Source organism: Helcobacillus massiliensis (assembly GCF_014191425.1).
Lineage (GTDB): Bacteria > Actinomycetota > Actinomycetes > Actinomycetales > Dermabacteraceae > Helcobacillus > Helcobacillus massiliensis.
In genome coordinates this window covers 59,807-72,895 of record NZ_JACHWP010000003.1, presented here as the reverse complement: position 1 = coordinate 72,895, position 13,089 = coordinate 59,807, and the positions used below count along the sequence as shown (strand labels likewise).

The window sequence follows — 13,089 nt, the reverse complement described above, 5'->3', positions numbered from 1 at the left end:
GACATCCACGACCCCGTTACCTGGAAGCAGAGGTTCCACCATGACCGCTTACCCCGCCCCCGTCGGCTGCAGCGCCGCACCTGCCGGCTTCGGTGCTCCCGCCTGGACTCCCGTCCAGCCTGTCAGCCGCACCAGCCTCCTCACCGCGCTGATCCTCAACCTCATCACCCTCGCCGGTGGCGGCATCGCCGCCGGCATGCTGGTGATGAGCGGGGTCAGCAGCAGCGAGGACTCATCCGCGGTGTTCGGCGCGTTCTTCCTCGTGCTCCTCGCCATCAACGGCGGCTTCGCGTTCCTCACCGTGATCGGAAGCCTGATCGCCGCGATCCGGCACGGCGGCGCCTCCCGCTTCTTCTCCCTCACGGCGGCCCTGCTGGTGATCCTCGCCGCCGCCGGCGTGGTCCTGCTGCTGGCGGCTGTGATCGCAGTCGGCGTCAACAACAGCACCCTCACCGACGATCAGATGGGCCTGATCGGCCTCGGCGTGATCGGGGTGATGATCGTGTCGCCGTTGCTCACACTGCTCAGCGTCATCAGCTCGATCATCGCGTTCACCACCGCGAAGAGGTGACACCGGGCGGGCTCAGTGCTCAGGGCTCAGTGCGAAGCCGAACGACGCCGGACGCGCCATCAGCAGGTGCTGATCCAACGGACCCGGTCCGCAGGCCGCGGAGCCGACGCCGTGCAGAGCCGCCGACAGCGTCACCCACGTCCGGCCGTCGGGCCGCAGCTCCCCGTCGTGCTGGGCACGGTCCAGCTCCGCTGAGGACCAGGGCCGAACCGCCAGACCCAGGCCGCTGTCGGTGCGCAGCCCCAGGACCCCCGCAGCGGTGCGGATCTGCGCGGACCGCACACCGTGACGGTTGCCGTTCTCCTGCGGGAACACGTACGGCGTGCTCATCTGCGCGATCGACCGCCTCCAGGTGGCGAACGTGGTACCGCTGCCGGTATCCGGGTAGCGCTCGAACGGCCCGTAGCCGCGGTAGGTGACGGCGTCGTCGCCGGCAGCGGGGGCAGCGTCGATCGCGAGCGTGTACCCGATGCGCGGAACCGGCAGGTCATCCGGCCACCCGTCGAACTCGACATCGACGGCGACGTGCACGCCGCCGCTGTCGGCCGTCCACGTTTCGCGGATGTCCGCACCGATGCCGGTGCCCGGCAGACCGAGCCGCTTGGCGAACCGCAGCGATGCACCGTCCGCCTCCGCCGACGCCAGTCGCAGCTGTGCGACGTCCAGGCAGACAGCCCGCCAGCGGGTCTCCAGCCCGGTCCAGGTGAAGGCGCGTTCGTTGTCCACAGGGGCGCGGGTGAGGTCCACACCCGCCCAGGTGACGGGCAGGTTCCCCAGACGCACGAGGGACCCGTGGCGGTCGAACCGCGCCGGGCCGAGCCGCCAGGTGCCGTCGGCCGCGTCCTCCGGGAGCGCAGGGGACGCGGCCGAGGCGGAGCAGGCGCCCGCGGCGGGTGCGCTGGGTGCGGTGCCGGTGCTGGAAGGCGCGGCAGGGGCCGACGGGGCCCGCAGAGCCACACGGTCCGCGATCGAGACGACGTGCCCAGCCGGCAGCGCCCGCGGCAGGACCGCATCAGCGTCACGCAGAACCGCCCGCACCGTCACCACCTCACCGTTCGGCACCGGCACGAGGGCGTCCCCGCCCGCCGGGACCGGCTCCATCTCCAGCTCCGACCACGTGCGCTGCTCATCGATCGAGAGCTCGACGCGCAGATGATCGGTGCTGAGGAACGCGTACTGGTTGCGGATGCGCAGCTGCACGGACCCGTCCGCATCTTCGAAGCCGAACGCGATGGGGGCGTACACCTGCTTCATGTCCAGCAGCGCCGGCGACGGTGACCGGTCCGGGAGGACGAGGCCGTCGGCCACGAAGTTGCCGTCGTGGATGCGCTCCCCGAAGTCGCCGCCGTAGCCGTAGACCTCGGTGCCGTCCGCGGTCGTGGTGAGCAGGGCGTGGTCGATCCACTCCCAGATGAACCCGCCGTGCAGCGCCTCATAGCGCCACACCAGATCCCAGTACTCCTTCAGCGCACCCGCGCCGTTGCCCATCGCGTGGGCGTATTCGATCCAAAGGAACGGCAGGCTCCACGCCCGCGCCGACCGCACCGTGTCCATATCGGCATCGACCCCGGCATCCAGGCACAGGCGCATCAGCAGGTCCACGAGGTCGTCATCGATGTTTCGGGCGCCGATCGCCTCACTGCGGCGATGATCCGGGTACATCAGCGAATGCACATCCACGGTGCGCCCCAGATAGTCCTGCTCATAGATGAGCAGACGACCGTCGTCCATCTCCCGCACCGCCGCGCACATCGCGTCCGTCACGGTGCCGGTGGAGGACTCATTGCCGATCGACCACATGATGATCGAGGCATGGTTCTTGTCGCGGTGCAGGAACCGGCGCGTCCGCTCCACGAGCGTCTTCTCGAACCGCGGATCGTTCGCCGGTCGACGCTGCGTGCCGCGGTCATCGGACTCGGTGCGGTCCAGGTGGAAGCCGTGCGCTTCGAAGTCGCCTTCGCAGATCACATACAGCCCCAGCTCGTCGCACCGCTCGATGAAGCGCGGATGCGGCGGGTAGTGGGAGGTGCGGACCGCGTTCACATTGTGCTGCTTCATCAGCTCCAGGTCGCGGTCCTCATTCGCCGGGTTCTGCGTCCGCCCGGTCACGGCATCCACCTCATGGCGGTTCACCCCGCGGAACACGACGCGCTGCCCGTTGACGAGGATCCTCTCCCCTACGCGCTCCACCCGGCGGAAGCCGAGCCGGACCGACACGCACTCACTCGGGGTGCGGACCAGCGCGTCGTACAGGCGCGGAGTCTCCGCGCTCCACGGCTCCACGTTGCCCATATCCACCGTCGTGGTCTCTCCGGCGGTCAGCACGCGTCGGATGCCGAGCTCCTCGATCACCAGCTCGATCCGCTCCGGCGGCACCTGCTGCGCCGCCTCATGCTCCTCCAGGCCGGAGATCACGGTGCCGACGGAGGCCGTGAGGAGATCGGGCCGGATGCTCAGCGAACCGGTCCCGGCGGCGGCGTCGAAGTCGGTGCTGACCGTGAGGTCGTGCAGGCCGCCGGCAGGCCGCAGCAGCAGCGTCACCGACCGGAAGATGCCGGAGAGCCAGAACATGTCCTGGTCCTCCACGTACGAATTGGCGGACCACTGCCGCACCAGCACCCGCAGACTGTTCTCACCCGAGGTGAGAGCCTCGGTGACGTCGAACTCCTGGGTGAGGCGCGACCCCGCCGTCGCCCCGAGCCGCGTCCCGTTCACCTCGACCTGCCCGTGCGAGTCCACGCCGTCGAAACGGAGGAACACGCGGGCGCCGTCGGCCAGGGCGCTCCCCCACTGGGCGGGCAGCTCGAACGTGCGCAGATAGTCCCCCGTCGGGTTCTCCGACGGGACATGCGGGACATCGAGCGGGAACGGGTAGATGAAGTTCGTGTACTGCGGGGCACCGTGGCCCTGCAGCTGCCACATGCCGGGCACCCGGATGCTGGTCTTCTCCCCGAACCGCTCCCCGTCCGGGGCGAAGCGGAAGGCCCAGTCGCCGTCGAGGGACAGCTCGGGGGCGTCCGACCGCAGCCACGCGCGGGGCGCGAGTCGGCCCTCACCAGTGTGGATGTCAGGAATCGGCAGTGTCGACACGGGCCACTCCTTCACAGCACCGTCGGTCAGGCCGCCGCCTCCAACAGCGAACTCGGCAGGATCTTCAGTTCCAGCTGGGCGATGTCCGGATCGCCGCCGGCGGCGACCGCCGACGGCGCCGCTGACGGGTCGCTACCGCACCTCGCCGTAGTACTGGCCGGTGCGCTCCTCCCGCAGCTCGGCGAACGTGCCGTTCGTGATGGACTCGCGGATCTCGTCGACCAGCCGCACCACGAATCGTTCGTTGTGGATGGTGCACAGGGTGGAGGACAGCATCTCCTTCGCGCGGAACAGGTGGTGGACGTAGGCGGCGGTGTAGTTCTGGCAGGTGTAGCAGTCGCAGGTGTCGTCGATCGGAGAGAACTGACGGCGGTACTTCGCTCCCGTCAGGTTGACCCGGCCGGTGCGGGTGTACACCGCGGAGTTGCGGGCCACGCGCGACGGGGACACGCAGTCGAAGGTGTCCGCGCCGGCGGCGATCGCGACGAACAGGTCGTCCACTTCGGAGATGCCCAGCAGGTGGCGGGGCCTCTCGTCGGGCAGTTCGTCCGTCACCCAGCCGACGATCGTGCCGAGGTTCTCCTTCTCCAGCGCACCGCCGATGCCGAAACCGTCGAAGCTCCAGCCGTCCACCTCCATCGACCCGAGGTCGCGGGCGGCCTTGCGCCGCAGGTCCTCGTACTGGGCGCCCTGGATGACGCCCCACAGCTGCTGGTAGGGCTTGTGCTGCCGCTCCTCGGTGAGGCGGGCGTGCTCCGCCAGGCACCGCTGGGCCCACAGGCGGGTGCGCTCCAGCGCCTCCTCCTGGTAGCGGCGGGAGTTCATCAGGGTGGTCAGCTCATCGAACGCGAACATGATGTCCGCGCCGAGACCGTGCTGGATCTGCATCGACACTTCGGGGGTGAAGCGGTGCTGAGAGCCGTCGATGAAGGAGCGGAAGTCCACACCGTCGTCATCCACGTGGGCGAGGCGGTCCTTGCCGGCCTCCACGTCATCATCGCGGCCCGACGGGGTCGTGGCCCGCTGATTGCCGGAGAACGATTCGCTGAGCACCTTCTTGAACCCGGCGCCGAGGCTCATCACCTGGAAGCCGCCGGAGTCGGTGTAGGTGGGGCCGGGCCAGTTCATGAAGCGGCCGAGGCCACCGGCCTCGTCGATGAGGTCGTGGCCGGGCTGGAGGTACAGGTGGTAGGCGTTCGCCAGCACGGCCTGGGCACCGAGCTGCGCAACGGATTCCGGCAGCACCGCCTTCACCGTCGCCTTGGTCCCGACGGGGATGAACGCCGGGGTGGCGATGTCGCCGTGCGGAGTGGAGATGACGCCGGTGCGGGCGCGGGAGTCAGCGGCCTGAGTGCCGAGGGTGAAGGACGTGGTTCGAGGCATGCATGAAGTTTCCCACGAGTGCCTCACACGGTCGACTGGGGCCGACTACACTCAGCTCGATGTCGAATCGCGGCCCCGTGTTCAGCCTCGAGGACTTCCTGCAGGAGCCCTCGCGCTCCGGTGAACCCGCCGGCGAGGACTTCCACTGGACCCAGGACCCCGTCGAAGACGACTTCGAGGACTTCGCGGCCTGGGGATCCGGGGGCGACGACTCCCCCTGGGACGACTCCCCCGCTTGGCTGGACGACGACGCGCGCGACGACTTCCCCGACTGGGACGCGCTCGAGCGCGGATCCGTCGGCCCCGACGGCTCCTCCCCCACCGACGCCGACGACCCCGCCCTGGGCGGTCCCGCCGCCGGCGCCGCACCCGGCAGCACCTCCATCGACCTGTGGCGCTCCGGCCCCGTTGCGGACCCGGACGACCTGCGGCCCCCGTCGGCCCGCCGCCGAACCTCCCACTTCCGGCCCGAGATCGAGGGCCTGCGCACCGTCGCGGTCGCGCTGATCGTCGTCTTCCATGTGTGGTTCGGGCGGGTCTCCGGCGGCGTCGACGTGTTCCTGTTCATCTCCGCGTTCCTGCTGTCCGCATCGTTCGGGCGGCGGCTGCGCACCGGCTCCCTCGGCAGCCCGATCCGCACCTGGCTGCGCACCTTCACACGTCTGCTGCCGCCCGCGGTGATCGTGATCCTCGCGGTGCTGATCGCGACCCGGTTCCTGTTGCCGCCGTCGGCCTGGCAGCCGATGATCACGCAGGCGCTCGCCTCCGCCACCTACTGGCAGAACATCCTGCTGAGCAGCGAAGCAGTCGACTACTACGCCCAGGACATCTCGGTCGCCTCCCCGCTGCAGCACTTCTGGTCCCTCAGCCTGCAGGGGCAGGTGTTCCTGCTGTGGCCGCTGCTGTTCGGTCTGGTGGCCCTGGTGTCCCGCCGGCCGGGCGCGAAGCCGAAGGCGTTCGCGTTCGCCCTGTTCGGCGCCCTGTTCGCCGCCTCCCTCGCCTACTCGATCCACCTCACCGCCACGGAGCAGACCGCCGCGTACTTCTCGACCCCGGCGCGCCTGTGGGAGGTCGCCGCCGGCACCCTGCTGGCGCTGCTGCTGCCCCGCATCGACCGCGCCACCCGCGCCGAACGCCCCGGTTCCGGCTCCCGCCCCGGCTCCGCCGTGCTGCGCGGCCTCGCCGGCTGGGTCGGATTCGGCCTGCTGGTCTCCACCGGCATCGTGCTCGATGTGCAGGGCCAGTTCCCCGGCTGGATCGCGATCTGGCCGATCACCGCCGCCGCGCTCATCATCGCCGCGGGCCACTCCGGCACCCGCTGGGGCTTCGACCGCATCCTCACCATGCGACTGCCGCGCTCGCTCGCCTCCATCTCCTACGCGATGTACCTGGTGCACTGGCCGATCCTCGTGCTCACCCTGCATGTGCTCGACAAGCCCCGCGCGGGCCTGGCCGACGGGTTCGCGATCATCGCGGTCTCCCTGCTCATCTCCTGGGCGCTGACCCGCCTGGTGGACTCGCGGTTCCGCCACCCCCGCTGGAAGGCCGCCCCCACGGGCCGGTCCCTCGCCGTCATCGGCCTGTGCCTCGCGCTCGTGGCCGGCGGCGCGTTCGGCTGGCGCTACCAGCTGTCCACCGAAGCGGAGAGGACCGCCGCCATCGGCCCCACCTCCGGTGTTCAGGAGAAGCAGAAGGCACCCGAGCCGGCCGACGTGCGCGCCGGTGACCTCGTGCCTGCGGGGCATCAGCTCGACAGCCAGTGGCCAGCCCAGCGGTACCGCTGCTCCGGTCCCAGTGCCCCTGCAGCCTTCCCCGGCCAGCACTGCGACATGCGCCTGCCCGCCGACGCCGACTACGACCACCTGGTGCTCGTGGCCGGGTCCTCTCACGCCCGCCAGTGGATTCCGGCGATGGAATCCGCCGCCGAGAAGGGCAACTGGCAGATCATCAACATGCACATGGACGCCTGCCCCTTCGCCGACGCCCCCAACCCGGAGGACCGCTGCGCCGGCTACCGCGATTGGGTAATCGACCAGGCGACTGCGCTGAAGCCTGATCTGGTCGTCATCAACGGGTCAGCCGTGGACCTCGGCCGCAACCGAGACGTCGCGCTGGCTGGTATGACCTCCGGCACCGCCGAACTCACCGCGCGCGGAATCGACGTTCTCACCATTCGTGACAACCCCCGGTTCTCCCAGAACATGTACACGTGCGCGGAGAAGGTCCTGGAGAACGACGGCACAGGAGCGGACGCGAACGCCCAGTGCGGGGTCCCCGCTGCCTCTGTGCTGTCCCTCGTCGACCCGCAGGTGCTGACAGCGTCGGCTGCCCCAGGGCCCGGCCGCGTGGTGACGGCCGATCTCACTCCCGAGATCTGCCCGTCGGGCCAGTGCGTGCCCGTCCAGGGCAACACCGCGGTGTTCATGGACTCCAACCATGTCTCGAAGGTGTTCGCCACAGCGATGCAGCCGCGGATGCTGGAGGTCATCGCCGAGTCCTACCCCGACCTGTTGGTGACCCCATAATGGTGGGAACCGCCGCTCCCCGGCCCCCGCACAAGGACTGTTCGTGGACTATCTCTACCTGTTCGCCTCGGCGCTGACCGCCATCGCGGTCCTGTTCCTGCCCGGCAGCGCCGTCACCTGGCAGCTGCCGCTGAGTTGGACATCTCGCACCGCGCTTGCCGCTCCCGTGTCCGTGGTGATCGTGTTCGTCGCTGCGGAGAGTGCAGCGCGACTGGGCGTGAGCTGGTCGCCGCTGCCGGTGCTGGCGGTGACCCTGCTGTTCGTCGCGGTGACGGCGCTGGCGATGCTGCCGGTGCGTCTGCGCCGCCGACGTGCCAGTGAGCGGGCCGTGCAGGACGCCGACGGAGGCCACCGAGCGTCGAGCAGATCCCGCGGCGCGACTCGTGTTCTGCGCCGCCATGACCCCGCCGTGCCGGTCGCGCTCGCGATCGCCGCAGTGGTGACCACCTGGACGTTCTGCTTGCTGATGGGCACACCGGTGGAGATCAGCCAGACGTACGACAACATCTTCCATATGAATGCGATCCGCTGGATCGAGAACACGGGCAGCGCCTCCGCCTGGAACGTAGGGTCGTTGACGATCAAGGACCACCCGCCGTCGTACTACCCCTCGGCGTGGCACCAGATCGCGTCCCTCCCGGTGATCCTGTTCAACGCACCGATCTGGCTGGCGCAGAACGCCCTCATGTTCGTGGTCAGCGGCATCGTGTGGCCGCTGGGCCTGCTGGCGATCTCCAAGGACGTGCTCGGGCTGCGCCGCGTCGGCGTGCTCGCCACCGGCATGGTCGCCGGCATGTTCATGGCCTTCCCGTACGGGCCCGGCATGTTCGGGATCCTGCTGCCGTTCCTGCTCGCGATGACGCTGATGCCGGCACTGGTGGCGATCGTGGCGCTCACGGTCCGCATCAACGCCGGTGCGAACGTCCATCCCCTGGCGGCGATCCCCCTGGCAGCACTGGCAGCGGCCGCGGTGGCGGTGGCGCACCCTCAGGGCGTGCATGCCGGGTTCCTGCTGCTGGTGCCGATGATCGCCTGGGCCACGGTGCATCACCTGATCGGCCGCCGCTGGGCCTGGGCGGCGCTGTGCGCAGCGGCCCTGGCTGCGGCGGTTCCGGCCGCGTGGTGGGTGTGGTCGAATCTCCGCCCTTCAGCAGCATCCGCTTCGATCTGGATCGCGCACTCCACGGAGATCCAGGCACTGAGGCAGGTCCTGGCAATGGGCATCCCCAGCGTCCGCCAGGAGATCCTCCTGGTGGCGGTGACGCTGACTTCGCTGGTGATCGTGCTGGTCGCCAAACGGGGTCGGTTCTCCTTCTTGGCGCTGTCGTTCCTGGCGTCAGGGTGGGTGTTCTATGTGGCACTTGCGGTCAATGAGCAGCCGCTGCGCTACGACGTCACCGGCCCGTTCTACAGCGACCAGTGGCGCATGGCGGCGATCCCGCTCGTGGTGGGGCTGCCCGCGATCGGCCTCGCTGCGGAGGTCATTACCGAGAAGTGGGCGAGCCCCCGCATCGTCCTGGTCGGGCTGGTTGCCGTGGGCGGCCTCAGTTCGATGTCGTGGGCATCGGAGGGGGTCGTGGAGTTCGCCCACGAGCAGTGGCGCCCGGGCCCCCTGCTCAGCGATGACGAGAAGGTCCTCCTGCGGTCCCTGCCCGACTATGTGCCGGAGGATGCGGTCATCGCCACGAACGCGCTGAACGGGTCGTCGCTCGCGTATGCGATCGGCGATCGGAAGGTCCTCAACTACACGATCAGCTTCTCCGCCCCGCGTGAGCAGCACCTGCTGAACGCGAAGCTTGACGACGCGCAGGTGAACCCGAAGGTGTGCGATGCGATGCACGATCTCGGGGTCGACTACGCCCTCGACTTCGGGCCGGAGGAGATCGGCGAGGGCAGCGCCACCTACACGGGGCTCAACGAGATCAGCGACACCGGCGCAGCGGAGGTGGTGCACCAGGTGGGCGAGGCGAAGCTTCTTCGCATGAAGCCCTGCCGCGGCACCGACGGTCACGTACGCTGAGCAGAAGCCCTTCTCCCCCTCGAAAGGACACCCCATGCCCCGCCTCGCCGACGCCCGCGAGTTCGTCGATGATCTCGCCGCGTTCGTGACCGCCTCCCCCTCCAGCTACCACGCGGTGCGCGAATCCGCTCGCCGCCTGCGCGAGGCCGGCTTCTCCGAACTGCGCGAAGAGGACGACTGGCAGGTCGAGCCGGGCGCGCGGGTGTTCGTGGTGCGGGACGGCTCCATCATCGCCGCCGCGGTGCCGACGGGTGCCGACTCCACCACTGCGCTGACGATCTTCGGCGCGCACACGGATTCGCCGTCGCTGAAGCTCAAGCCGAAGCCCTCCACCAGCGCCGCCGGGTTCTCCCAGGTCGGGGTGGAGGTGTACGGCGGGGCGCTGCTGAACTCGTTCCTCGACCGCGACCTGGCACTGGCGGGACGGATCGTCCTGGCCGGCGGGACCGTGCGCCTCGTCCGCACCGGGGCGTACCTGCGGGTTCCGCAGCTGGCGATCCACCTGGACCGCCAGGTCAACTCCGAGGGCCTGAAGCTCGACCCGCAGCGGCACCTGCAGCCGATCACGGGACTGGCCACCGACGAGCACGATGTGCTCGCCGACCTGGCAGCACTCGCCGAGGACCCGGTGACGGGTGAGGCCGCACCGGTGGACCCCGCGAACATCGCCGGGTACGACATCGTCACCGCCGACACCCAGACACCCGCCGTCATCGGTGCCCGCGAGGAGCTGTTCGCTTCGGGCCGCCTCGACAACCTGCTGTCCACCCATGCGGGCGTGCGCGCCATGATCGAAGCGGAGCCCACGGACCGCATCGCCGTGTTCGTCGCCAATGACCATGAGGAAGTGGGCTCCGCGACCCGCTCCGGTGCCGCCGGACCGTTCCTGGAGGACGTGCTGGTGCGCCTGCATCTGGCGCTCGGCGGCGACGACGCCACGCGGCGTCGTGCGTTCGCGAGCAGCCTGCTGGTGTCCTCGGATGTGGGCCACAGTGTGCACCCGAACTACGCGGAGCGGCACGACCCCGCGAACCTGCCGGTCGCAGGCGGCGGTCCCATCCTGAAGATCAACGCGAACCAGCGCTACGCCACGGACGGCCGCGGCGCCGCCGCCTGGGCTGCCGCGTGCGCCGCCGCCGGTGTCACCTCGCAGGAGTTCGTCTCGAACAATGCGATGCCGTGCGGTTCGACGATCGGCCCGATCACCGCGACCCGTCTCGGCTTCCTGACCGTGGATGTGGGTGTGCCGATCCTGTCGATGCACTCCCTGCGGGAGATGACCGCGGTGACGGACCCGCATGACCTGTTCCTGGCGGCGAAGTCCCTGCTGACTGAGACGGCGATCCGGTCCGCCTGCTGAGCCCTTCGTGAGCAGTTCCCCGAACCGGCCGAGTCGCCGGGGGCCCGTCGGCCGCCCCGGCGCCACCGCGGAACCCCGTGGACGCCGCCGCGCGCCCCTTTCCGACCGCCCCGTGTTCCGCCGCGACATCCACGGGCTGCGGGGTCTTGCCGTCCTGCTCGTGGTGCTCTACCACGTGTTCGTCGGCCGGGTGTCCGGCGGCGTCGACGTCTTCCTGTTCGTCTCCGCCTTCTTCCTGACCGGCACGTTCCTGCGGCGATGGGAGCGCGATCAGCCATCGGCGCCCCTCGCCTACTGGGCCCGCACCTTCAAACGACTCCTGCCGCCGGCCGCTGTGGTGATCGTGGGGTCGCTCGCACTGGTGTGGGCTCTGGCGGGGCCGCAGGCTGTGATGACCGAACTGCCGCACGCGGTGGCGTCCCTTGCGCAGGTGGAGAACTGGTTCCTCATCGGCCAGAGCGTGGACTACTACGCAGCGGCGCAGCAGCGGGCACCGATGCTGCAGCACTTCTGGTCGCTGTCGATCCAGGCGCAGGTGTTCCTTCTGCTGCCGCTGCTGTTCGCGCTGGTCACAGTGCTCACGCGCCGCGTCCCGGCGCATCGCCGCACCCGCGCCCGCTTCAGCTCGGCCGCACTCGTGCTGGGGGCACTGTTCGCGGTGTCCCTCGTGTGGTCGATCGTGTCCACGGGCCGTCATCAGGAGGTGGCGTACTTCGATACCGCGGCACGGCTGTGGGAGTTCTGCCTGGGCTGCCTGGTGGCGATTGCGCTGCATCATCGCGGTGGCCGAGGCCTGGCCGTCTTCGCCCAGCGGCCGGTTGCTCGCGCTGCGGCGTCCTACGGTGCGGTCGCGGCGCTGGTCTCCATGGGAGCCCTGGTCGATGTGGCGGGCCTGTTCCCCGGCCTGATCGCACTGTGGCCGCTGTCGGCCGCGGCGGTGGTGATGCTCGCCGGACACAATGGGCTCCTGGCCTCGCGGCCGTTCCAGTCCCTCGGGTCGATCAGCTACGGCCTGTACCTGGTGCATTGGCCTCTGCTGATCGTTCTGCTGATTCAGCGCGATGAGCTGCGCCTCCCCCCGCTGGTGGGGGCGGCTGTGGTGGCGGTGTCGCTGGTGCTGGCGTGGCTGCTGACGCGCCTGGTGGACACTCCGTTCCGGCGCCTGAGGTGGGCTGAGCAGCGCCCAGTGCGGGCAGCGGTCGTGATCGCGGCGGTGCTGGCTGTGGGCGCCGGCGGGGTCTGGGGTGTCCATCGCGGCGCATCGGGGCAGATCGCGGAGCAGGAGGGGCTGGCGTACGCGAACAACCCTGGGGCGCGTGCCCTCGAGCCCGGTTTCACGCCCCACCCGCAGCGGGACCCGTCGGCCCCGGAGCTTCCGGGCCGGGACGGCGCCCCGAAGGACTGGTTCGGGCTGAAGGAGAAGTGTGAGGGCCGCTTCGCCGCGCCGAAGGGCCTGTCCTCCTGCCGGATGCGAAGCCCTGCGGAGCCGACGCGCGGCGATGAGAAGGTCATCGTCTACATCGGCAATTCACGAATGGAGCAGATGGCGCCCAGCGTTGACGCGATCGCGGAAGCGAAGGGATGGCGAGCCATCGCGCTGTTCGAACCGGGCTGCGGCTTCGGCGCCGAGAAGGATGCGTGGGGCGGCAATGCGAAGCGCTGCTCGGAGTACACCGAGCTCGCCGAACAGTACGTCGCGGCGGTGAAGCCGGACGCGGTCGTGATGATCACGACCGATGTGCCCATTCGCGGCGATGAGCGTCCCTTCCCCGGCGCCGCACGGTTGGCGGAGAAGATGGCCGCTGATGGGGTCGAGGTGATCGCTCTGAGGGATTCTCCGCGGCTGAGCACCGAGCCGAACGCCTGCAGTGAGGAGCGGTCAGCGGACTGCACCTCGCCTCTGGGGCAGGGGCTGGACCGTGCCCGCCCGGACGCTGACCTCGTCGGCGCCGACCACATCCATCCTGTGGATCTCACGCCCGTGGTCTGTCCCGATGGAGAGTGCGCTCCGGCTCGCGGCAACGTCACTGTCTTCACTGACCACTACCACCTGACCTCGACCTACGCGGCCAGCGCAGCACCGGAGGTGGAGCGGCAGCTGAAGGAGTCCGGCTTCCGCTGGTGATGCGGGCCGGACCAC

7 protein-coding genes are annotated in these 13,089 nt (G+C 69.8%); 5 read left to right on the top strand and 2 right to left on the bottom strand.

Annotated elements, in window-relative coordinates; genetic code table 11:
- Positions 1–40: 40 nt before the first annotated feature.
- Positions 41–571, top strand: a complete 531-nt coding sequence (locus FHX50_RS07240) for a hypothetical protein (RefSeq protein WP_183376124.1) — start codon at positions 41–43, stop codon at positions 569–571.
- Positions 572–583: 12 nt separating this feature from the next.
- On the opposite strand, the gene FHX50_RS07235 is transcribed toward FHX50_RS07240, so the two are convergent.
- Positions 584–3,661: a glycoside hydrolase family 2 TIM barrel-domain containing protein gene (locus tag FHX50_RS07235; protein WP_343064059.1), complete on the bottom strand. Its 3,078-nt coding sequence runs from the start codon at positions 3,659–3,661 to the stop codon at positions 584–586.
- A gap of 132 nt (positions 3,662–3,793) precedes the next feature.
- The gene (gene tgt / locus FHX50_RS07230; protein WP_183376121.1) at positions 3,794–5,044 is read right to left on the bottom strand and encodes a tRNA guanosine(34) transglycosylase Tgt; all 1,251 of its coding nucleotides are present in this window, start codon (positions 5,042–5,044) and stop codon (positions 3,794–3,796) included.
- A gap of 59 nt (positions 5,045–5,103) precedes the next feature.
- Between tgt and FHX50_RS07225 the strand changes: the two genes are divergently transcribed.
- From FHX50_RS07225 to FHX50_RS07210, 4 genes are all read left to right on the top strand, one after another.
- Positions 5,104–7,569: an acyltransferase family protein gene (locus FHX50_RS07225; protein WP_183376118.1), complete on the top strand. Its 2,466-nt coding sequence runs from the start codon at positions 5,104–5,106 to the stop codon at positions 7,567–7,569.
- A 43-nt stretch (positions 7,570–7,612) separates the two neighbouring features.
- A complete protein-coding gene (locus FHX50_RS07220; RefSeq protein WP_183376115.1) occupies positions 7,613–9,589 on the top strand; it encodes a DUF6541 family protein in 1,977 nt (658 codons plus the stop codon).
- Positions 9,590–9,623: 34 nt separating this feature from the next.
- A complete protein-coding gene (locus FHX50_RS07215) occupies positions 9,624–10,949 on the top strand; it encodes a M18 family aminopeptidase (protein ID WP_183376112.1) in 1,326 nt (441 codons plus the stop codon).
- Between the two features lie 112 nt (positions 10,950–11,061).
- Complete coding sequence (locus tag FHX50_RS07210; RefSeq protein WP_183376109.1) at positions 11,062–13,074, top strand: acyltransferase family protein; 2,013 nt, start codon at positions 11,062–11,064, stop codon at positions 13,072–13,074.
- The last annotated feature ends 15 nt before the right edge of the window (positions 13,075–13,089 follow it).

Bases quoted from the DNA above. Each gene is read 5' to 3' on its own strand.
- FHX50_RS07215 (WP_183376112.1), top strand. From the start codon at position 9,624: ATGCCCCGCCTCGCCGACGCCCGCGAGTTCGTCGATGATCTCGCCGCG.
- FHX50_RS07240 (WP_183376124.1), top strand. From the start codon at position 41: ATGACCGCTTACCCCGCCCCCGTCGGCTGCAGCGCCGCACCTGCCGGC.
- FHX50_RS07225 (WP_183376118.1), top strand. From the start codon at position 5,104: ATGTCGAATCGCGGCCCCGTGTTCAGCCTCGAGGACTTCCTGCAGGAG.
- tgt (WP_183376121.1), bottom strand. From the start codon at position 5,044: ATGCCTCGAACCACGTCCTTCACCCTCGGCACTCAGGCCGCTGACTCC.